The organism is Pseudomonas uvaldensis (assembly GCF_021271205.1).
GTDB lineage: Bacteria > Pseudomonadota > Gammaproteobacteria > Pseudomonadales > Pseudomonadaceae > Aquipseudomonas > Aquipseudomonas uvaldensis.
The window spans coordinates 1-21,118 of record NZ_JAIWKS010000003.1 but is presented as its reverse complement, the minus strand read 5'-3'; the positions used below and the strand labels follow the sequence as shown (position 1 = coordinate 21,118).

Genomic DNA, 21,118 nt, shown 5'->3' with positions numbered 1-21,118 from the left:
TGACGGGCTATGGCCGCGAGGCGTAGTCCGCAAGCTTGCCCTGGATGAAGTCGAGGAAGCACTGGATTCGCAACGCCAGTTGAGAGTTGCGGTAGTAGACGGCGTTGATCGGCTGGCGATAGCCACTGTTGGCCTCGGCCAGCAGCACCTTCAGCCGGCCGGCCCGAATGTCTTCGCGGGTCATGAAGTCCGACAAGCAGGCGATCCCCTGCCCCGCCAGTGCCAACTGGCGCACCGTCTCGCCGCTGGAAGCGCTGATGGCCGGCTGGATCGGCCAGCGATCGCCGTGAAGATGGCGTAGAGGCCATTGATTGAGGCCATCGTTCTGGGCGAATCCCAGCAGGGCATGCTTCGCCAGCTCGGCGACGCTTGACGGCGTGCCGTGCCGCTTCAAGTAGGCGGGGCTGGCCAGAATGTGCAACGGGCTGCAACCCAGGGGACGGGCATGTAACGTCGAGTCGGTGAGGGTGCCGATGCGAATGGCGATGTCCGTGCTTTGTTCCAGCAGGTCGATGATCAGGTCGTTGCTGTTGAGTTCGAGCTGGATGTCCGGGTAGAGCGCCCGGAACTCCTCGACGTGCGGAACGATGGCATGCAGCATGAATGGCGACGCGGCGTTGATCCGTAACCGCCCGGCCGGCTTTTGCTGGCGGGACGACAGGCGCTCTTCCAGCGCCTCCATCTGGTCGAGAATCCCTTTGGCCTGCTCGAAGAAGTACTTGCCCTCCTCCGTCAGGTCCATGCGCCGCGTGGTGCGGTTGATCAGGGTAGTATCGAGCTTGGCCTCCAGGCGCGACAGGGTGCGGCTGACCGCAGACGGCGTCTGCCCGACCTGTTCTGCGGCAGCGGAAATCGAACCGCACTCGATCACACAGACGAAAATCTGCAACTCATCGGATCTGGCCTTCACCAGTGTCCCCTTATCAAACGCACATGCCATGGCGTCCCGATAGTAGCCCGGTTATCGCGAAAGACCGAACACCTCGATCAAATGCTGCTCATACCGCGCTACATCGGCCTCGATGTTCGGGCGCTTCATCACGTCCACACACAGGAAGGTCGGCAAGCCAGTCATGCCCAGGAACTGGTTGGCCTTGTGGAACGGAAAGTACACCGCGTCCACACCCTTGGCCTCGAAGAAGTCGGTCGGGTCGTCGAAGGCCTGCTGCGGCGCATTCCAGGTCAGCGACAACATGTAGTGCTTGCCCTGGATCAGACCACCGCTGCCGTACTTCTGCGATGCATCGGAGCGGGTGCGGCCGTCGCTGGCGTAGAGGCTGCCATGGCCTTCGGTGAAGACTTCGTCGATGTATTTTTTCACGGTCCACGGCGCGCCCATCCACCAGCCCGGCATCTGGTAAATGATCACGTCGGCCCAGAGGAACTTGGCAACCTCTTCCTTGATGTCGTAGCCGCTATCGATGAAGGTGGTTTTGACGTCCAGCCCGCCACGGTCCAGCACACTGAGCGCCGTCTCGTGGAGTGTGGCGTTATAGCGACCGTCGGAATGAGCGAACTGTTTACCACCGTTGAGCAGCAGGACTTTTTTCATGGGGAGCCTCATCGGATTCCATGGCGCAGTTCAGGAAGCGCCGCATGGAAAGGTTGAAAATGATGGCGGCAGAGTACCGATGAGTTTCGCGCGGAATAAGCACCGCAACGGCAAAACTGATTTGATCCATACGCACGAATCAACGCCTGATTGTTGCCGTAGAATCCGATTCACCTTTCATTCAGGAGTCCCCCGATGAGCCAACCGTACGGTTTCATCCTGCACGCCAAGACCCGCCCGGAAAAAGCCGAAGCCTTCGAAGCTCTGTTTCGCGCCTACGTCGAACCGAGTCGCGCCGAGCCCGGTTGCATCGAATACCACATGCTACGGGACCAGGAAGACCCGACGCTGTTTATCTTCTATGAGATCTGGCAATCCCAGGCCCACCTCGACGTGCATTCGAACCTGCCGCACATGAAGCAGTTTTTCGAGCAACGCATGGATTACCTGGAGCGCGACTTCGAGATCCGCCGCGTCGAGATGCTCAGCCCGTCCTCGGCTAGCCGCTGATCAACAGATGGGCACCGAGCGCGCCCAGGCCGATAAAAAATACCCGCCGGAACAACACGGCGCTGATCCGCTGGCGCAACCATTGTCCCAGCCACATCCCCAACAACGCCGGCGCCAGCGCCAGCAACGACGCGCTCAACTCCCCCCCACCCAAGGCGCCGCGCCACAGCAGGCCGGCCGCCAGGGCCAGTGTCGAAACCGTGAACGACAGGCCCAGGGCCTGCACCAACGCGTCCTTGCTCAAGCCCAGCGCTTGCAGGTAAGGCACCGCCGGGATCACAAACACCCCCGTGGCAGAAGTAATGATCCCGGTGAGCAAACCACAGAGCGGGCCAAGCCATGGCTCGACGTCAGCACCCACCCGCAGCGTCGGCAGCGCCAGCCCACTCAGTGCATACAGCAACAACGCCCCGCCCAGAGCCCGCACCGCCCAGGGGCCGCCTGCCATGCCGATCCATAAGGTGCCAAGGCCAGTGCCGATGAAAATCGCCAGCAGCAACGGCCACAGACGCCGGATCAAGGCCCTGAGATGACCGCCGAAAGCCAGTTGCCAGACATTGGTCAGCGTGGCCGGAATGATGAGCAACGCAGCAGCCTGAACCGGCGCCATAGCCAGCCCGAGCAACCCCATGGAAATGGTCGGCAGGCCGAGGCCGATCACGCCCTTGATGGTGCCGGCCACCAGGAAAGTGGCGAAGACCAGCAGGGACAGCGCCAGGCCGAGGTTCTGGTAGAAAGTGATGAACGTGTTCATGGGGCCATGGTGGACTGGGGCAGGCGGATTGGAAATCTGCTATATGCTGAGGCTGCCTCTTTCCTGGCAAGAGGCTGAAATTTTGTCGATGCGTCTGGCGTCTTCGCGAGCAAGCCCGCTCCTACAGGTAAACGCGGCCCTCTGTGGGAGCGAGCCTGCTCGCGATAACGATGCACGCGTCACCACAAAACCGGCACAGGAACCGCCCCCCATGCACTTCGACCTCACCGACCTGCGCCTCTACCTGAACATCCTCGACACCGGCAACATCACCGCCGGCGCGTCCCGCAGCCACCTGTCCCTGGCGGCGGCCAGTGCGCGGGTCCGGGCCATGGAGGCATCCCTGGGCATCGAGTTGCTTGAACGGGGTCGGCGCGGCGTCACGCCCACACCGGCCGGCAAGGCCTTGGCGCAACATGCGCGGGGCCTGTTGCAACACGCCGAACACCTGCAACAAGACCTTGCCGAGTACGCCCGAGGTGTGAAGGGTCAGGTACGCCTGCTGTGCAACACCAGCGCCATGAGCGAATACCTGCCCGAGCTGCTGGCGACGTTCCTCAAGGCCCATCCCCATCTCGACATCGACTTGCAGGAGCTGCCCAGCTCAAGGATCACCCATGCCTTGCGCCAGGGTGCGGCGGACCTGGGTATCGTATCCGACGCAGTCGAAACCGATGACCTTCATACCCGCCCCTTTCGACACGATCCCCTGGTACTGATCCTGCCGTCCGGACATCCCCTGGGTGACGGTCGCACGGTCAGTTTCAGCGAAACCCTCGGCCACGATTACGTCGGCCTGAATGCTTCATGCGCCTTGGCGGTATATCTCGAAGAACAAGCCCTGCACGCTGGGCTGCGCATGCAGATCCGCATCCGCGCCGACAGTTTCGATGGGGTGATCCGCATGGTGACCCACGGCGCCGGTATCGCCATCGTGCCACGGGCCGCCATCGAACGACGCCCGCCAGAGCCGGCGTACCGCTGCGTGCCGTTGCACGAAGCCTGGGCACAGCGGGCCTTGCTGCTGGCGGCTCGTGATTTCGAGGCGTTGCCTGCCTATGCCAAGGCCCTCGCCCTGCACCTGACCGAGGGTTGATTAGCGCTTCTGGGCAACCCGATGTCGAACCTGGACAACTGAGCGGGCGTGCGGGCCTATAGGGTGCCTCTTCAGCTTATCCCTCTGCCCGGAGTCCACATGACCGCACCTATCACCGTTCTGCGCGATACCCATCCATTGCCCGTACTCGATGCTTGCAAATGGGAAAAGCTCGAAGGCGACCCGCACACCGTCAACCTCAACGCCTACACCAGCGAAGATGGCAGCAAGATCATGGGGACCTGGATCTGCACGCCGGGCAAATGGCGCGTGGACTACGTGAAGTGGGAGTACTGCCACTTCCAGGAAGGCTACTGCATCATCACCCCGGATGGACATGCGCCCATCCACCTGAAAACCGGCGATATCTTTGTCGTGGAGCCAGGCATGAAAGGCACCTGGGAAGTGGTCGAAACGGTGCGCAAGTACTTCGTGTTTGCTTGAGGGCTTTGAGGTCGATGCGCTGCGCTCACAGAGGTTGAGCACAGCGCATCAGGACTGCCAGACGTTAACCAGCGATCACCCCGTGCGCCTCGATCCGAGGAAATAGAAGACCCCGGCCACGACGACGCACAGCGACAAAACATAGAACACCGATTGTGGCGCGTACGAGGACAGTACGACACCACACAAGACCGGCCCCAGCGCCGCTCCCAGGTTGGACAGGTTTTGCGCGCCGTAGTACACGCCCCGCATGTCTTCCGGCGCGATGTAGTCGATGAACAGGTACTCCGCCGGGATCACGATGATTTCGCCCACGGTGAAAATGATCATGGCGACTACCCAGGCCAGCCAGGCCTGCGAATGAGCGAAGCCAATCAGCCCGACGATGAAAAACAGCATGCCCAGCAACAACATGCGGAAGAGGTTGTTCTGATTGATCCTGGCACCGATCAGGTATTGCAGACCAATGACCATGCAAGCGTTGGTGGTGACCAGATAGTTGATGATCCGGTAGGTGTTTTCCGGGGTACTGGTAACGATCAGGTATTGCGACAGATAAGCGGTGAACTGTCCGAATACGATCGCACTGAGAACGCCGCCGATCGTAAAGCAGACCAGCCTGTAGTGACGCACCAGATGCCCCAGTACTTGGATGAAATCCTTGTTTGGCTGCTCTGGGAGCGCGGTGCGTGGAAGCCGTTCGCCCAACCCGCCGTACAGCACCACAAAAGCCACCGCGACCAGGCCGGCGACCGCGAATGGAAGGCCGGGGCTGATCTTCGCGACCAACACGCCCAGGAATGGGCCGATGGCGTAACCGACGTTGGTCAGCGTGTATTTCATTGAGAACACGCCGGCCCGCTTGTCCGGTGTCACCAGGAAACCTATCCCTGATTTCACCGCGATATCGACTACCGCATAAGACAAGTTCACCACGACGATGGCGATGATGAACGGAATCAGGCTGGCAACCTGATAGGCCACGGCAAAGGCCAGGGCGAACAGACTCGCCGCGCCGAGCAGGATCCGGTAATTGGAAAACCTGTCCACCAGGAAACCGCCGTAGACGCCCAGAATGGAACTGGCAATCAACGCCCCGCCCACCACCAGACCGATGTCTTTCACCCCCAAGCCAAAAGCCTGGGAGCAATAGACCACCAGATAGGGCAAGGCGAGGGCCCGGGCAACGGTCAGCACAAACGTCGCCGACAACAGTAACACCACGGGCCGGGTATACACCCTGCTCTTTTCCGGCACGGCGAGCTCTTCCAACACTCCCTTCATATCAACGCTTCCCTGTCATCACGTTGTTCTTCTGATAGCGGCACGGCCACAGTCAGAGATAAGAACATGACCAGGGCAGTTTTCCAAGGGAGCGGTCACCTCACCACGACGCCCCTCACAGTCATTGAGGCTTGCGATAACTGTTCACGATGGCCGAAAAATCCTTGCCGCCCTCGCCTCTCTGGCTCATCGCCTGGTAAAGCTGCTGCGCCACCGCCCCGAGCACAACCGGTTGGTGAGCCTGGCGCGCGGCCTCGGTGGCCAGGCCAAGGTCCTTGAGCATGAGGTCGGCGCCGAAACCGCCGGTGTAGCCTCGCGAAGCCGGCGCCGTTTCGATCACCCCCGGCCAGGGATTGTAGGTATCCGAACTCCAGCAACGGCCCGTGGAACTGTTGATGATGCCGGCCAGCACCTGAGTATCGATGCCCAGCGCGTCACCCAGGGCCATGGCCTCGCTGACGCCCACCATCGAGATTCCCAACAACAGGTTGTTGCAGATCTTGGCGATCTGTCCGGTACCGACCTCACCGCAATGCACAATGTTACGGCCCATTTGCGCCAATACCGGTTGCAGGGTGGCGAACAATTCGGCGGTGGCGCCGACCATGAAAGTCAACGTACCGGCCGCCGCACCGCCGGTACCGCCCGAGACGGGCGCATCAGCCATCGGCACGCCTTGCCTGGCCGCTGCGGCGGCCACGTCACGGGCAGTCTGCGGATCGATAGTGCTGCAATCCACTGCCGGGATGCCGGCGGCAATTCCAGCCAACACGCCCTCTTCCCCCAGCCACACGCTGCGCACATGGGCAGCGGCCGGTAACATGGTAATCACCAACTCCGCGCCCTGGGCCGCATCGCGAGGTGAACGGCTGATCGTGCCTCCCAGCGTCGCCAGCTCAGCCAGCACCGTCTGGTTCAGGTCGAACAGGTTCAGCGAATGGCCAGCCTTGAGCAGGTTGCGCGCCATCGGGGCGCCCATGTTGCCCAGGCCGATAAATGCGATGTTCATGTCCGGCTCCTTAACGCAGGTTGATGGTGGTGTTCACACCGTCATTGACGCTGTCATCGTCGAACCAGCGCGCGGTGACGGTCTTGGTCTGAGTGTAGAACTGCACCACCTGTTTGCCGTACGGACCCAGGTCGCCAAGCTTCGAGCCTCGGGAGCCGGTGAAGCTGAAGAATGGCACCGGCACCGGGATCGGAATATTGATGCCCACCTGGCCGACGTCGATCTCGCTCTGGAATTTACGCGCCGCCGCGCCGCTCTGGGTGAACAGACCCGTGCCGTTGCCGAACGGATTCGCGTTGACCACGGCAATGGCCTCGTCGAGGGTGTCGACTTCCAACACCACCAGCACCGGACCGAAGATCTCTTCGGTGTAGATGCGCATGTCGGTGGTCACACCGGAGAACAGGGTCGGGCCGACAAAGTTGCCTTGCTCGTAGCCCGGCACACTGACGTCACGGCCATCGAGCTCCAGCTTCGCCCCCGCCTGCACGCCGCTTTCGATCAACTCAAGAATCCTTGCCTTGGCCCGCTTGGAAATCACCGGGCCGACATCGGTGCCCGGCTCGCAGCCCGCATTGACCTTGAGCTTCTGCGCCAGGGCCTTGAGCTCCGGCAGCCATTGTCTGGCCGCGCCCACCATGACCACCACGGAGGTCGCCATGCAACGCTGGCCCGCCGCGCCGAAACCGGCACCGACTAGGGCATTGAGGGTTTGTTCGCGGTTGGCGTCCGGCAGCACCACGGCATGGTTCTTGGCGCCCATCATCGATTGCACGCGCTTGCCATGGCGACCCGCCAGGTCATACACGTGGGTACCGACCGCCGTCGAACCGACGAAGGACACCGCCTTGATGTCTTTATGGGTGCATAGCGCATCCACCACGTCTTTGCCACCGTGTACCACGTTGAGCACACCCGCCGGCACACCGGCTTCGATCGCCAGCTCCACCAGCAACATGGTCGACAGCGGATCCTGTTCCGACGGCTTGAGGACGAAGGTATTGCCGCAGGCAATGGCCATCGGGAACATCCACAGCGGGATCATCGCCGGGAAGTTGAAGGGGGTAATGCCGGCACACACGCCGATGGGCTGGCGCAAGGTGTAGGTATCGACGCCGCCGGCGACGTTCTCGGCGAACTCGCCCATCTGCAGGGTGCCGATGGAACAGGCATGCTCGACCACTTCCAGGCCTCGGAAAATATCGCCCTCGGCATCCGCCAGGGTCTTGCCCTGCTCGGCACTGAGCACCGCGGCAATGCGTTTCGAATGCTCGCGAATCAATGCCTGGAGCTTGAGCATGATGCGCATCCGCGCACCGATGGGCGTCAGCTTCCAGGTCTGGAAGGCACGTTGGGCGGCGGCGATGGCCGCGTCGACTTCCGTTGCGGTGGCGAAGGGGACTTTCGCCAGCACCTGTTGGGTGGCGGGGTTGACGATGTCGTGCCACTCGCTGGAGCGGGATTCAACCCACTCGCCGTCGATCAACAGCTTGACGGTCTGTAGAGCGGTGTCGCTGGGCGTGAGTGAAACGTTCATGCTGGCCTCCGGGATTGTTCTTGTAGGGGGAGCGCTGCTTGAGCACAGACCAAGGCGTTCAGAGACCTTGGTGATGAGACGGTTTTTGGAGTATAGATGTGCAAACTTCTAATAAGAACGCACATAAAAACCGGTCCATCATGCAAAAAAACATTACCTCATTGGGGTCGTTGAATTGGGACGACCTCAAGTTTTTCCTGGAAGTGGCCCGCACCCGCAAGGCCAGCACCGCGGCCAAGCGCCTCGCTGTCGACTACACCACGGTGTCTCGCCGCATCAGCTCGCTGGAAACTTCACTGGGCACGCTGCTGTTCGAAAAATCCCGGACCAACGGCTTCGTGCTGACCGCTGAGGGCCAACGCCTGCTGAGCTATGCCGAATCGATCGAAAGCACCCTGCACATGGCCTGCGAACAGGTGTCCGGATCCGGCGTCGCGTTGTCCGGCCACGTGCGCATGGGCTGCACCGAAGGCTTCGGCAGTTTCTTTATCACGCCGCAGCTGAGCCACTTCGTCGATGCCTACCCGGCCATTTCAGTGGATATCCTTCCGCTGCCCCACTTCATCAGTCTCTCCAAGCGAGAGGCCGATATCGTCATCGCACTCGAGCGTCCCGAACATGGCCCGTATGTGTGCTGCAAGTTGTGCGACTACCGCCTGCAGCTCTATGCCACCCGGCAATACCTCGACAACCATCCACCCATTCACCGCCCGGCGGACCTGAACAAGCATTCGTTCATCAGTTACGTCGACGATCTGGCGTTCAGTTCCGAGCTGCTCTACCTGGCGAACGTCCTGCCTGGCGCCAATGCTCACCTGCGCAGCACCAGCGTGATCGCGCAGTACGTAGCGGCGCTGCAAGGACGCTCATTGGCCATCCTGCCGTGCTTCCTCGCCGCTCAGGATGCTCAACTGCTGCCCGTGCTACCGGAGGAAATCAGCGTTACCCGACAGTTCTGGATGTACTGCCGGGAGGATCTGCGCAAGTTGAAACGGATCACCCTGTTGTGGGATTACATCCGCGAGGTGACCGAACAGAACCGCCCGCTGCTGATGGGCGACAGCCGGGAAATGGTATTCGCCGACTAATCAGCGATGACCACAATGGCAACCCGACGGTTCTCGGTACGCCCACTGGCGGTGTCGTTGGAAGCGACCGGCATGGTGCTGCCCAGGCCGCGCAGTTGGATATTCTCTTCGCGCATGCCGACACTCTTCAAAACCGTGCCGACACTGTTGGCACGACGCATCGACAATTGTTCGTTATACGCCTGGGAGCCTGACGCGTCGGTGTGGCCATCGACGCGTACCCGCTCGATTCCAGCTCCCAACAGCGCCTTGCCAATCCGCTCGACAATTTCGGTACTGGCCGGGTTGAGACTTTCCACATCGCTACCGAACAGCACCTTGCCCGACAAGCCAAACGCCCAGCCTTCATCGGTCAGTTTGAATCCTTGCTCCTTCAACACAGCGATTTGCGCCGGGGTCAGCCCTTTCGGTGGGGTGGTCTGGCAACCAGCCAGCGCCAGGAGGGTCATGAAAAGGAATGCGATGGTTCGTTGCAGGCTGGGTTGGAAGAATGAACGCACGAATTGGCTCCTGATTGTGGATTATGCAACGGGGTGCTCCGCCCCCGAGGAATGTCGCCCGCCCCGGGCGAGACGCTTGGCCTGGTACATCGCGGCATCGGCAGCGTGCAACAAGGCGCCCGGAGTGGCGCCATGATCGGGATAGACCGCGATGCCAATGCTCAGAGAGGTCAGCACCGAAGCATTGCCGGGCAACTGGATCGGCATTTCCATGCTGGCGATGATTTTCTCTGCGATCATTTCGGCATCTTCCAGCTTGTGCAGCGGCGAGAGCAGTACGGCAAACTCATCCCCGCCCAGACGCGCCACCAGATCATCCTCACGCAACTGCGCCCGGACACGGGTCGCCACCGCCGTCAGCACCGCATCCCCCGCGGCGTGACCAAAATTGTCGTTGATACCCTTGAACCGATCGCTGTCCAGATACAGCACCGCCACTTGCTCATCGAGTTTGCTGGCGTTGCGCAAGGCGCGAATCAGCCGGCCTTCGAAATACGCTCGGTTTGGCAATCCGGTCAGGCTGTCGTGGCTGGCCTGGTGGGCAAGGCTTTCGTTCTCGCTTTGCAGATGGGTTTGCCAGGATTCGAGCTCGGCGAGCAGCGCGTTGAAGTCATTGCCCAGATTATCCAGTTCGGCGATGGCGGCCGGAGGTACGCGCCGGTCCAGCGCCCGTTCGCTGCGCGCCGCGTGGGCCACTTCCGCCAGGTAGCGCAACGGGCCGGTAATCGCCCGCAACTGGCGTCGGGCCAGATACAACGCCATCCAGGCACTCACCGCCGTACACAGAATGATCCCCGCCAGACCGCTGAGCAAAAAGCGCAACAGGCTGCCTCCGTGACCCGCCAACAGAATGCTGCCAATGGCCCGGCCCTGGTGAATGATCGGCAGGCTGATGGGCTTTTCCAGGAAGGCCTTGGCGATGTGCATTTCCAGATCCGACAACAAGCCAGTCTCCGGACGCTGCCAACGCGCCAACAAGCGACCATGTTCATTGAATACCTGGGCCTCGGCGACTTCTTCGGTGTTGGCAATCAAGGCCAATGCTTCGGTGGCAGCCGCCGAATCGCCGAACACCACGGCCGCTTCCACTGTGTAATTGATCGAGCGTGCGATCAGGTGCAGATTGTGGTCGGCATACACCCGCAGCGCCAGGACACCGAGCAGTGTCAGTGAAACGCTGGCCATGGCGATTGCCACCAGCGCGACGATCAAGTGACCGCGCCCGATGACCGAGCCCAGAGTAGGACGAATCCGTGGTGTAGGCAGGCTCATGGTGCCGTTGACCTGCGTCGGGATAGCTGCAACACACTGGGGTGGATGCGTACGCCGCTGCGCGCCACGGAATCCAGATTGACCTCGAACGACACCTGCTCATCACCCACTCGCAGGCAGAACAGACTGCCCACAGTGCAAGGATCGCCCCCTTCGCTGATGCTCAACACGGGCTTGCCGATCAAGGAGGCATACAGGCGGGTGCGCTCTTCGCTGGTCAACCTTCCGACATAGACCGCGTTACAGTCGGTCTCGATGCCGGGATGATCCGCCAACAGACGCTGGACGGTGACCGGCCGCCCCGTGGCCTGGGCAGTGCCCTTGACCAGGTCATCGGTATATTGGGTCGGCCCGACGATGCACAGCTGCAGTTGCGTGGGCTCCACCGGCCAACGGGCATAGCTGAGGATCCCCAACACCACTTGGGTCACCGACTCGGCCCGCTGTTCGGCCCGAGTAGCGGATGCCTGTTCCTGAGCAGCGATCACAGGCGGCAGCAGCCCCAGAAAACCGGCCAGCAAACAATGCCTCCAGCCCTTGCTGCGCGCTGCCTCTCGACCAGCCACATCCATGAAGAGTCTCTTGTCGGTACGATAAATGCCGGAACGATAGCACAGTGCCAAAAACCCGGCGAGACAGCGTCCTACGACGCTTCCGACAGAAGCAGGCAGAATCGCGCCTCGACGAATCGATTCAATTGTCCCGTTCCAGATCCAGCATCAAACCGCTCAAACGCTTGACCTTGCGCCGAACCGCCTCCTCGAACACGCCCGCTCGCGGTTCGATCAAACTGAACCACTGCCTGGCCCGGGTAATCGCGGTGTACACCAGCTCTTTGGTCAATACGGGGTTCAGCGCATCCGGAAGAATCAGGGCCGTGTGGGTGAATTCGGAGCCCTGGGATTTGTGCACCGTCATGGCGTACACCGTTTCCACGTCATTGAGGCGGCTTGGCAGGACGAAACGCACACCGCCTCGCCCATCGTTACGAGGGAACGCGACCCGCAAAACCTGCTTGCCCGCATCCGGCCCCTCACGCTCGGGCAGCCTGAGGGCAATGCCAATATCGCCATTCATCAGGCCCAGCCCGTAATCGTTACGGGTCATCAACACCGGACGCCCCTCGTACCAGTGGTGATCACTGTCAATGAGACGGGCCTTGAGCAATGCGGCGGTGACTCGCTGGTTCAAGCCTTCGACACCCCAGGGTCCCTTGCGCACTGCGCACAGCAGCTGGAAAGCGTCGAATGCCGACAGCACCTCCCGGGCCCAGTCAGCCCAGCAGCTGTCTTCCAGTGGGCGGGAAATGGCTGGGCGCCGCTGTTGCAATACATTCAGGTAGTGCCGGTACCCTTGAGGGCCTTCGGTATGCCCCTCGAGCAATAAACGCTCCAGCGCGCCGTCGTGCTCCCCCCGCAGCGCCAGGGAAAACAGATCCGCATATTGCTTGCCCTGCAGCACCTGCCGGGCCTTTTCCGGTTGTTGCTGATTGACCCAGCGAGCCAGTTGCCCGATGCCACTGCCCTCGCCGAAGCGTCGTGAATGCCTGAGCATGACCACCTGCTGGGCCAGCGGATGGCTGCCGTCGAGGTCTTGCTGCAGTTCACTGGTCGTCAGGCGTTCGCCGCTGACTGACTCAAGCCAGGCCCGGGTCTGGGGGGTGTACCACCCTTCCTCGGCGTCTCGGCACAAGTCCCCCAGCACCGCACCAGCCTCCACCGAGGCCAGTTGATCCTTGTCCCCCAACAGAATCAGTCGCGCATGGACTGGCAACGCATCCAGCAGATTGGCCATCATTTCCAGGTCGATCATGGAGGCTTCATCGACTACCAGCACATCCAATGGCAACCGGTTGCCCGCATGATGGCGGAAATGTCGGGTTCCGGGCCGGCTGCCGAGCAACCGGTGGACAGTGGTCACGTCACAGGGAATGCGCTCACGTACGGCGGCGCTCACGTCCAGGCTCAGGACCTGCTGACTGATGGACTCAGTCAGGCGCGCCGCTGCCTTGCCAGTGGGCGCGGCCAGGCGAATGCGCAACGGCTTGCCTGTTTCGACGGCAGGAGCCTGGAGTAACGCCAGCAAGCGCACGACGGTGGTGGTCTTGCCGGTGCCCGGCCCTCCGGTCACGATGCTGAAGGCTCCCCGGGTGGCCAACGCACAGGCGAGTTTCTGCCAATCGATCGGCCCCGCGCCGGTAGCCGCCCCGAACAGGCCGTCCAGGCGCTCGCGCAGATCGTTGGGGGCAGCGTCCTGTTTGGCAAGCCGCTGCCGCAACGCCTCATCGATCCGTCGCTCGTAGGTCCAGTAACGACGCAGGTAGAGGCGTTTACCCGACAGCACCATCGGACGTTGCCGCGCCTCCTCCCCCACGTCCTCGGCCAAGGCCACCAAGCGACTGGAGGCCAGGATCCTGCACCATCGCGCGCCGTCCAGTGTCTGCAGTATCTGTGAAGGCAACAGCATCACACCGGCCTGCAGATCTCCCTCGGGGGGCAATGACAAGGCGAAATCCGGCTCCTTGAGGGTTTCGAACAGGTCCAGGCAGACATGCCCATGTCCCAGCTGATGGCTGGTGAGCGCCGCGGCGAGCAGCACCAGCGGATCATCATCAGGCGCCAGTTCCTGGAGAAACGCAACGAAAGCCTTGTCCAGGGCTCGCAACCACCCACGCTCGACCCAACGTGTCAGGAGCAGGAGCAGATCGTCCGAACGGCTCAAGGGCGACAGGTTGATCAAGCTGTCGTCTTCGGACGACTTCGGCAGCAGATCGGCGAAAGAACGACTCATAGCAACTCTCCCTGTACCCATGCCGGCTCGGCCTTGGGTTCGGGCAAGCCCTGGAACAGACGATCCAGCTGTTCGATCAAGGCTCGTGGGGGCTTGGTGAAATAGACACCCTGACTGGCTGCACGAGTGCCGCGAAGGAACAGGTACAGCGCGCCGCCCACATGGCGGTCATAGTCATATCCGGGCAAGCGTGCCTTGAGCTGGCGGTGCAGCGCCAGCAGGTACAGGACGTACTGCAGATCGTAGCGATTATCCAGAATCGATTGCTCCATTGCCTGGGAGGTATAGGCCGTATCATCGACTCCCAACCAGTTGGATTTGTAATCCGCCACGTAATAGCGGCCGTCGTGCTCGAACGTCAGGTCGATGAACCCCTTGAACATGCCGTTGAGCAGCACCGGTTCGGCGGCGACGCGGGCCACGCCACCGTGGGTGAACTGGCAGACCAGTTGGTCCAGCTTGAGCACATCGACCTTATGACTGGCGAACCAGAACTCCATCTCGACCTGGAACTGGCTCAGGTGTGCAAGCACCACGGGCGCCTGGTTGTTGCCGATCTGCAAAGGCAGGGTCATGAGGTGTTGCAGCCAGTCATTGAGCGTCGTGATCCAGCCTTTCCAGCCCCGACGATTGCAACGTCGGGCAACGACGTCTTCGATGGCCGCTGGCGCAGCCATAAACCCTTCGCCGGCAATCCACTCCAGAAGCCCATGAAGGAACGTGCCTGGGTTGGGGCCGCGGGGGAAGCGATGGATATCGCCGCCCATCGCGGCAACGCCCCTTGGAGCGTCCGGATCGAGACGCTCATCGTCGAACAGCTTCTGGGCTTGTGGATCTTCCGGCGCCGCATCGCTGCCAGCACTCAGGTTTTCGCCGATACGCAGCGCGCTATAGGAGGCAATCCACCAGTTTTCGCTGGCTTTACGGGTAGGCTTGAGCGGATCGAGCAACACCGCCTCATTGCGAGGAGGTTGGTAATGTTCGTCGGTTGCCTGGGGCATTTCCTGACAGCTAACGGCCGAGCTGCCTTGCTGCAACTCTTCAAGCCAGCGTTCCAATGCCGCCGAGTCGGCCAACGGCGTCCCGCCCCCCAGCAGATAGCCCAGCGCGGACAAGTGCAGGACCGAGTTGTTGTGACTGCCCCGCTTGAGATCGGCGACACCCAGCCAGCAGGCATGCTGGGCACGGGTAAGCGCCACGTAGAGAAGACGCAAGTCCTCGGCCAGGCGCTCGTCATCAGCCCTGGCAATCAACTCGGCGGTGGGCGTGAGGCTGACCTGCGCCTTACCTTTCTCATCGTGATAATGCAAAGGCAAACGTGTACCGTCCACCGGTTTGGTCGAGCAGATGAACGGCAGGAAAACCAACGGATACTCAAGTCCCTTGGACTTGTGGATCGTAACCACCTTGACCAATTGCTCATCGCTTTCCAGACGCAGGATCTGCTCCTCCCCTGCCTGCCCGGACAAGACCAGGTGCTCCGACAGATGTCGAATCAGGGCTTGCTCGCCATCCAGCTCACCCGCGGCCTGCTGCAGCAGCTCGCTCAGGTGCAGCAAGTTGGTCAGCACCCGCTCACCGTCGCTGCGCGCCATCAAGGCCCGGGGCAACTCGAAATCATGCAGCAGCCGTCGCAACATGGGCAGTACGCCCTGGGTGCGCCAAACGGTGCGATAGCCGCGAAATTGCATGACCCGCGCTTCCCATACGAGCTCGTCCTGGTTGAGTCGTTCCAGCTCCGTCAATGGCAGATTCAAGGTAATGCTGGCCAACGCTGCTCGCAGCGGCCGCTCGGCATCCGGCTCGGCGCAGGCCCTGAGCCAGATCAACAGGTCGCGTGCCTCCTGCGAGCCAAAGACTGAATCCTTGTCGGATAGATAAACGCTGCGCACGCCCCGTGCAGATAATTGATCGCGCACGGCCTGCGCTTCCTTGCCATCTCGCACCAGAATGGCAATATCGGCCGGCAACAGTTCACGCAGTACGTTTTCATGATTCATGAAGCCGTTGCGACCGGCTTGGCCACCATTGAGCAACGCCGTGATTTCACTGGCGCAGGCCGCCGCCATCTGCTGCCGATACACCGCACCGGAGAGCGGTTGTTCCGATGACAGGTACCAGATGTTCATCGCCGTGATGGCTTGTCCCGCAATCTGCAAGGACTCCTTGCGCCCCTGTGACTCGACAGGCAGGAAGGGCACCGGGTTCACCCCCGAAGCGTCACGAAACAGAAACGCCCCGCGCCCCTTCGGACGAGTTTCGGCGTACTGGAAAACATGATTTACCGCACCCACCATGGCATGGCTGGAACGGAAGTTCGTCCCCAGTGTGTGCAACCTGCCAACCGTAGCCTCACGGGCCCGAAGGTAAGTGTGGATATCGGCACCGCGAAAGGCATAAATGGCCTGTTTCGGATCTCCGATCAAAAACAGGCCGGTTTCAGGGTTGTTGTCTTCGATGCGGTAGATGCTCTCGAAGATCCGGTATTGAACCGGGTCGGTGTCCTGGAATTCATCGATCAGCGCGACCGGAAACTGCTCGCGGATCAGGCTCGCCAGCCGCTCGCCGCCCTCGGCTTGCAACGCCGCATCCAGACGCAGCAGCATGTCGTCGAATCCCATCTCCGCGCGTCGACGCTTCTCGGCCTCGAAGCGTGCGCCGACCCATTGCGCGGCATGCTGCAACACCGCGGCATCTGGAGTGGGCAAGGCGTCCAGGCTGGCCTTGAGACTGACCATAGCGTCCAGTCCCGGATGGCTGGGCACCTCCCCTTTCCAGGCCTGCGCCATGCCCTCGGGCGTCAGTCGGGTGAAGCCCGTACCGATGTCCAACGATTCGAGGCTTTCATCTTCCACCCAGGCAGAAATTTTCTGGAACCACGGCTCGAAGTACCGGGCCTGCATCTTGCGCGCATCGACACTCTTGCTGGCAACGCCTTGCTGACAGATTTCCAGCAGTTCCACGGCCCACTGCCGCCAGGGCGCCTTGAGGTCGAGCAAGGCGGCACTGCGTTCGCGCAGCGATGCCGCGATGAGTTCGGCCGGTTCAGTTTCCCGGCCATCATCTTGCGCACTGGCGAAGAGCCCTCTGACTCGCGGCAGCAGGGAGGCAGGCCCTCCCCAATGGGTGCGCACCCAGTTCAACGCCTCACCCTGCATCGAGTAGCAGAACATCCGCCAGTAATCGCGCAGCACCTCTGCGAGCAATTCGCTGTGGTCGGTTTCCAGGGTCTGGGTAAACAGGCTGCCGCTGTCGAAAGCGTGTTCACGCAGCATGCGCTGGCACCAGCTGTGAATGGTTGAGACCGCCGCTTCGTCCATCCATTGCGCGGCGACATCCAGCCGGTTGGCGCAGCCAGGCCAATGTTCCTCGGCAAACTCATCACGCAATTGGACAATCAGTGAGTCCGGGGCAGGAATCTCATCTCGAAAGAAACGCGCCGCTTCGGCCAGGCGTGTACGGATACGTTCGCGCAGCTCCTTGGTGGCGGCGTCAGTGAAGGTCACCACCAGGATCTGCGGCGGAAGCAGCTCGCGACCAAATCCGGTCGCCTGACCACCATGCCCCAATACCAGGCGCAGGTATAACGCCGAGATGGTAAAGGTCTTGCCAGTACCGGCACTGGCCTCGATCAATTGGCTCCCGTGCAGGGGGAAAGCCAGGGCCAATGGCGTATGCCGACTCATGACGGTGTCTCCTCTCCAGCCGTCGAACGCCACGGGGCCTCGAACAGTGGCCGATAAAGTGCATCGCACCAGTCCACAAATGTCTCGTCAGCCATCAGGGCTTGGAAGTCGGCAAATTGCCGGGCCAGGGCCGGGCTCTCTCGTCGTTCGCCTTCAGAGGTCTGACCATCGCCTTCGTAGGCTTTTCGAGCAGCCGCCATGGCCTTGGCCGGCTCGGATTGGCCGAGCCAGGCAAAGGCAGTCTTCACCGCGACCGGAAGCGGCTGGCGCATACCAGCCTGCCAGGCCTGCAACAGATCGCCGAGCAGCCTTCGCGCCATGGGTTCCTCGAAAGGAGGCAACAGCAGGCTGTCATCGCTGGCCACCAGCGCGCTAGTCATCGACAGACCATTGGCGCAAGCCACCAGGTGGTTCACCCAGAGGCGAATGAGGCGATGCCACTTGCGGGTTTTGGCAGAGCCAATGCTATTGGGTATTGCCGTGATGGCAAGGACTGCGCCATCGGAACGCTGATGCAGGCCACTTAGCCACCCTTCGACACTCACCCCCTGCAATCGAAGACTGACCGGGATCGCGGTGGTCAGCGGCGTCGGCCATAGAGCCAGAAGCTGCTGATAACGCTGAAGCAGATCCGGCAGGGGCTCGATCAACTCCCGTTGCAGACATTCACCAAAACCGGCCATTGGTAACAGGCCGCTGTTCTGCAGTCTCCGGGCGTGGGCCGTAAGGGCAAGGTCCGGCTGGTCGAGTCGAACCAGGGCAGCCTCCAGCAGACTGTCGCTCAGGCTGTAGCGTTGGAGCGCATCGAGAACGAAGGGTTCGTCATCGGCCAGCGGCACTTCAGCGGCCTCGAAGAACACTTTCAGTCGCTGGTTGAAAAAATGGCGGATGGGGTTGCGCATGAAATCCTGCAACTGACCGATGCTCAAGGGTTCTTCCTGGACATATGGCGCCAGTAAATGTGGACTGACCGCAACATTGCGGTCGTCATGCAATAGCCGCCATTCGTTGGCATAACTGAACAACTCATCGCCCTGAATGAAATAACGGGCGTTGAAGGGCTGCAAGGGATGCTCTTGGGTCAGCGCCTCGAGAAGGTTGCTGCCTGCGTCCGTCAGTCTCCATCCGCTGGCGATATGATCACGCAACTGGCCGATCAGCACCGATGCCGGTCGTTCGCTGTTATCGCGGATACTGCGTCCCACCCAACTGATATAGAGCTTTTCACGAGCCGAAAGCAATGCCTCCAATAACAGATAGCGATCATCCTCACGCCGGGAACGGTCCCCCGGTCGATAGTCGCTCCCCATCAGGTCGAAATCCAATGGCGGTTGAGCCCGCGGATAATCGCCGTCGTTCATCCCCAACAGGCAGACCAGCTTGAAGGGAATCGCCCGCATCGGCATCAGGGTACAGAAGTTCACCGCTCCAGCGAGGAAACGCTGGGACAGCCGCCCCTGATCGAGCCCTGCCAGCCAGGCTTCACGCACGACCGTCAGCGGCAGCTCATCGTGCAAACCGACCGACTCACAGGTTTCCAGCCAGGTTTCACGCAGGTCTTCGAGCTGGGCCAGCAGATAGTCGTCATGCTCGTTACCTGCCAGGAAAAACAACTGCATCAGATCGCGTAGACGCGCTCCCCAGATTTGCGGCGCTGCCGGCTGGGTGAACTCCTGATGGGCCACTTGCAGCGCGTCCAGCAGAGCGACCAATGGACCAATCAACGCCGCATCGAGACCGCCTATTTCATCGTAGGGTTCGATACCTTCATAAGCGTCCGAACGGCCGACGGCGTATCCCAGCAGCATGCGACGCAACCCAAAACGCCAGCTGTTCTGCTCAAGCTCCGCAGGCAGCCCCAACGCTGCTCGATGATCTGCGTCCATGCCCCAACGGATACCCGCGCCCTCAATCCATCTATGCAAGGTTGGCAGGTCAGCCTCGTCAATGCCGAAACGTCTACGCAACGCCGGGACATCCAGCAGATCGAGAATTTCACTTACCGGGAAGCGACTATCGGGCAGCTTCAGCAAATGTTCGATAGCAATCAGCAACGGATCTCTTCCACGCTGCCCCTGGTCGGTCAGGGTGAAAGGAATGAAACGTGAGTCCGTTCTGTCGATCTGTCCAAATACGGCGCGAATATGCGGCGCATAACTGTCGATGTCCGGCACCATAACGATGATATCCCGGGGACGCAGCGTGGGATCCGCACTGAAGTGGGCCAGCAACTGGTCATGGAGAATCTCCACCTCGCGCTGGGCGCTATGGGCAACATGGAACCGGATCGACTCATCTCGTCCTTCATCCACCGGAGGCCACTTGGTCCGGGTCTCTTCCAAGGGGCGCAGCTCAAGAATGTCATCCTGCAACTGACCGAGGAGAGTCGTGGGATGGCTGTCACTGAACAGGTCGATTCGCCCCTCTCGAAAAACCGAGCGATAACTGCTGGGATCGTCATAGCTGTCGAGCAGGTTGATATAGTCACGCCCTTGCTTGCCCCAGGCTGCCAGCAAAGGATGTGCATGCTGGTGCAGGGTTTGTGGATCGAGGACGGCGGGCATACCTGCCTTGCGAGCCTGGCGTTTGTATTGATGTCGCAGCAGGTCCTTGTCGGCCACGATGTCCGCCCAATGATGGCGGCATGGATTATGGACACATAACAGCACCTGGCTGAACCGAGAGAGACCGGCGAGCGCTTCGAGGACCTGGGCGGGTAGCGAAGAGATGCCGAACACGATGACCCGGCCGGGAAGGCCTTTCGGAGCGCTGTCCAGGCTGTTGATACGCTCGATGTATCGTTGGTGGACGCCTGCACGGCTTTGCGCCATACCTTGCTCTCCCACATCCAGCAGCAGGGCTCGCCACAGTTCGGCTTGCCAGCAATTGGCCGGCGCAAGTGCCTTGACTTCGCCACGGACATTTCTTGTTTGATGCAGTCCTTCAGCCCAATCTTCAAGCCAATCGGCCCGGTACACCTGGTATTGATCGAAGAGATCGGCAAGGCGCTCGGACAATTGGTAGCGCTTGCGCAGGTCGGTGTCATGGGTCAGGAACCGGCGCAGAGGCTCGAAATGAGGCTGTTCGATCAACTGCGGCAGGAGACGCATCAGACGCCAGGTTAGCGGGGCCTTGTCGAGCAGGGACTTGGCGGGAATTTCGTCACGCCCCAGAACCGTACGATAGAGTTGCCACATGAAGCTGCCGGGTAGCTGTACATCAATGGCCGCTGCAATACCACAGCCACCGCTGTCATCGTCTTCCGGGTCCTCGGCCAGCGCGAGCTTAAGCCACTGGGCAATGCCATTGCTTTGTACGAGTGCGATTTCGTTTTCGAGAGGGGCCAGCGGATACCGCCGCATCAAGCTGATGACCAGACTGCGCAACTCATCCAGGCGATTACCGTGAACCACCATGAAAGCAGGGCTGAGGGACGTTGCGTCCGGCATAAAGGCATCCTTGAAAAAGGGCAAAAGCTAGGGCCGAACCTTAGCACTGTCGGCCAGCTGTGGCAGCCGGGAACGCTCCGTGCTTATCGTAAGAACTTTCCTGCGGGCAAAACAAAACCCCTACCTGCATCAGCAGATAGGGGTTTC

At 61.1% G+C, this 21,118-nt stretch carries 16 protein-coding genes; 4 read left to right on the top strand and 12 right to left on the bottom strand.

Annotated features, from left to right (window positions below):
* Positions 1-7: 7 nt before the first annotated feature.
* Positions 8-910, bottom strand: coding sequence for a LysR family transcriptional regulator (locus LCU97_RS06560; protein ID WP_232775946.1), 903 nt, complete (start codon positions 908-910; stop codon positions 8-10).
* A 51-nt stretch (positions 911-961) separates the two neighbouring features.
* On the bottom strand, positions 962-1,552 hold the full coding sequence (locus LCU97_RS06555) for an NAD(P)H-dependent oxidoreductase (RefSeq protein ID WP_232775945.1): 591 nt from the start codon (positions 1,550-1,552) through the stop codon (positions 962-964).
* A gap of 195 nt (positions 1,553-1,747) precedes the next feature.
* Here LCU97_RS06555 and LCU97_RS06550 point away from each other — a divergent pair, with 195 nt between their 5' ends.
* Positions 1,748-2,062, top strand: a complete 315-nt coding sequence (locus tag LCU97_RS06550) for a putative quinol monooxygenase (RefSeq protein WP_232775944.1) — start codon at positions 1,748-1,750, stop codon at positions 2,060-2,062.
* On the opposite strand, the gene LCU97_RS06545 is transcribed toward LCU97_RS06550, so the two are convergent.
* Entirely contained in the window at positions 2,052-2,816 is a 765-nt protein-coding gene (locus tag LCU97_RS06545; RefSeq protein WP_232775943.1) for a sulfite exporter TauE/SafE family protein, read from the bottom strand. The two genes, LCU97_RS06550 and LCU97_RS06545, sit on opposite strands and share 11 nt — an antisense overlap.
* 211 nt (positions 2,817-3,027) lie before the next feature.
* Here LCU97_RS06545 and LCU97_RS06540 point away from each other — a divergent pair, with 211 nt between their 5' ends.
* The gene (locus LCU97_RS06540; RefSeq protein ID WP_232775942.1) at positions 3,028-3,912 is read left to right on the top strand and encodes a LysR substrate-binding domain-containing protein; all 885 of its coding nucleotides are present in this window, start codon (positions 3,028-3,030) and stop codon (positions 3,910-3,912) included.
* 99 nt (positions 3,913-4,011) lie between these two features.
* Complete coding sequence (locus LCU97_RS06535; RefSeq protein ID WP_232775941.1) at positions 4,012-4,356, top strand: cupin domain-containing protein; 345 nt, start codon at positions 4,012-4,014, stop codon at positions 4,354-4,356.
* 75 nt (positions 4,357-4,431) lie between these two features.
* On the opposite strand, the gene LCU97_RS06530 is transcribed toward LCU97_RS06535, so the two are convergent.
* From LCU97_RS06530 to LCU97_RS06520, 3 genes are all read right to left on the bottom strand, one after another.
* A complete protein-coding gene (locus LCU97_RS06530; RefSeq protein ID WP_232775940.1) occupies positions 4,432-5,640 on the bottom strand; it encodes an MFS transporter in 1,209 nt (402 codons plus the stop codon).
* A 121-nt stretch (positions 5,641-5,761) separates the two neighbouring features.
* Positions 5,762-6,649 (bottom strand): 3-hydroxyisobutyrate dehydrogenase, encoded by an 888-nt coding sequence (gene mmsB / locus LCU97_RS06525; protein ID WP_053152027.1) that lies wholly within the window; start codon positions 6,647-6,649, stop codon positions 5,762-5,764.
* A 10-nt stretch (positions 6,650-6,659) separates the two neighbouring features.
* Positions 6,660-8,186: a CoA-acylating methylmalonate-semialdehyde dehydrogenase gene (locus LCU97_RS06520; protein ID WP_053152024.1), complete on the bottom strand. Its 1,527-nt coding sequence runs from the start codon at positions 8,184-8,186 to the stop codon at positions 6,660-6,662.
* 140 nt (positions 8,187-8,326) lie between these two features.
* Between LCU97_RS06520 and LCU97_RS06515 the strand changes: the two genes are divergently transcribed.
* The gene (locus tag LCU97_RS06515; protein ID WP_053152022.1) at positions 8,327-9,274 is read left to right on the top strand and encodes a LysR family transcriptional regulator; all 948 of its coding nucleotides are present in this window, start codon (positions 8,327-8,329) and stop codon (positions 9,272-9,274) included.
* On the opposite strand, the gene LCU97_RS06510 is transcribed toward LCU97_RS06515, so the two are convergent.
* From LCU97_RS06510 to recC, 6 genes are all read right to left on the bottom strand, one after another.
* Positions 9,271-9,723: an OmpA family protein gene (locus LCU97_RS06510; RefSeq protein ID WP_053153198.1), complete on the bottom strand. Its 453-nt coding sequence runs from the start codon at positions 9,721-9,723 to the stop codon at positions 9,271-9,273. The two genes, LCU97_RS06515 and LCU97_RS06510, sit on opposite strands and share 4 nt — an antisense overlap.
* A gap of 72 nt (positions 9,724-9,795) precedes the next feature.
* Complete coding sequence (locus tag LCU97_RS06505; protein WP_053152020.1) at positions 9,796-11,046, bottom strand: diguanylate cyclase domain-containing protein; 1,251 nt, start codon at positions 11,044-11,046, stop codon at positions 9,796-9,798.
* Complete coding sequence (locus LCU97_RS06500; protein WP_053152018.1) at positions 11,043-11,618, bottom strand: YfiR family protein; 576 nt, start codon at positions 11,616-11,618, stop codon at positions 11,043-11,045. The genes LCU97_RS06505 and LCU97_RS06500 overlap by 4 nt, the downstream gene beginning before the upstream one ends.
* Positions 11,619-11,739: 121 nt before the next feature.
* Complete coding sequence (gene recD / locus LCU97_RS06495; protein ID WP_232775939.1) at positions 11,740-13,836, bottom strand: exodeoxyribonuclease V subunit alpha; 2,097 nt, start codon at positions 13,834-13,836, stop codon at positions 11,740-11,742.
* Positions 13,833-17,522: an exodeoxyribonuclease V subunit beta gene (recB, locus tag LCU97_RS06490; RefSeq protein ID WP_232775938.1), complete on the bottom strand. Its 3,690-nt coding sequence runs from the start codon at positions 17,520-17,522 to the stop codon at positions 13,833-13,835. The genes recD and recB overlap by 4 nt, the downstream gene beginning before the upstream one ends.
* On the bottom strand, positions 17,519-20,971 hold the full coding sequence (recC, locus tag LCU97_RS06485) for an exodeoxyribonuclease V subunit gamma (RefSeq protein WP_232775937.1): 3,453 nt from the start codon (positions 20,969-20,971) through the stop codon (positions 17,519-17,521). The genes recB and recC overlap by 4 nt, the downstream gene beginning before the upstream one ends.
* Between the last annotated feature and the right edge of the window lie 147 nt (positions 20,972-21,118).

Coding starts and splice junctions, on each gene's coding strand:
- LCU97_RS06515 (WP_053152022.1), top strand. CDS start 8,327: ATGCAAAAAAACATTACCTCATTGGGGTCGTTGAATTGGGACGACCTC.
- LCU97_RS06540 (WP_232775942.1), top strand. CDS start 3,028: ATGCACTTCGACCTCACCGACCTGCGCCTCTACCTGAACATCCTCGAC.
- recB (WP_232775938.1), bottom strand. CDS start 17,522: ATGAGTCGGCATACGCCATTGGCCCTGGCTTTCCCCCTGCACGGGAGC.
- LCU97_RS06530 (WP_232775940.1), bottom strand. CDS start 5,640: ATGAAGGGAGTGTTGGAAGAGCTCGCCGTGCCGGAAAAGAGCAGGGTG.
- recC (WP_232775937.1), bottom strand. CDS start 20,971: ATGCCGGACGCAACGTCCCTCAGCCCTGCTTTCATGGTGGTTCACGGT.
- LCU97_RS06520 (WP_053152024.1), bottom strand. CDS start 8,186: ATGAACGTTTCACTCACGCCCAGCGACACCGCTCTACAGACCGTCAAG.
- LCU97_RS06555 (WP_232775945.1), bottom strand. CDS start 1,552: ATGAAAAAAGTCCTGCTGCTCAACGGTGGTAAACAGTTCGCTCATTCC.
- LCU97_RS06505 (WP_053152020.1), bottom strand. CDS start 11,046: ATGAGCCTGCCTACACCACGGATTCGTCCTACTCTGGGCTCGGTCATC.
- LCU97_RS06535 (WP_232775941.1), top strand. CDS start 4,012: ATGACCGCACCTATCACCGTTCTGCGCGATACCCATCCATTGCCCGTA.
- mmsB (WP_053152027.1), bottom strand. CDS start 6,649: ATGAACATCGCATTTATCGGCCTGGGCAACATGGGCGCCCCGATGGCG.
- LCU97_RS06545 (WP_232775943.1), bottom strand. CDS start 2,816: ATGAACACGTTCATCACTTTCTACCAGAACCTCGGCCTGGCGCTGTCC.
- LCU97_RS06500 (WP_053152018.1), bottom strand. CDS start 11,618: ATGGATGTGGCTGGTCGAGAGGCAGCGCGCAGCAAGGGCTGGAGGCAT.
- LCU97_RS06550 (WP_232775944.1), top strand. CDS start 1,748: ATGAGCCAACCGTACGGTTTCATCCTGCACGCCAAGACCCGCCCGGAA.
- recD (WP_232775939.1), bottom strand. CDS start 13,836: ATGAGTCGTTCTTTCGCCGATCTGCTGCCGAAGTCGTCCGAAGACGAC.
- LCU97_RS06510 (WP_053153198.1), bottom strand. CDS start 9,723: ATGACCCTCCTGGCGCTGGCTGGTTGCCAGACCACCCCACCGAAAGGG.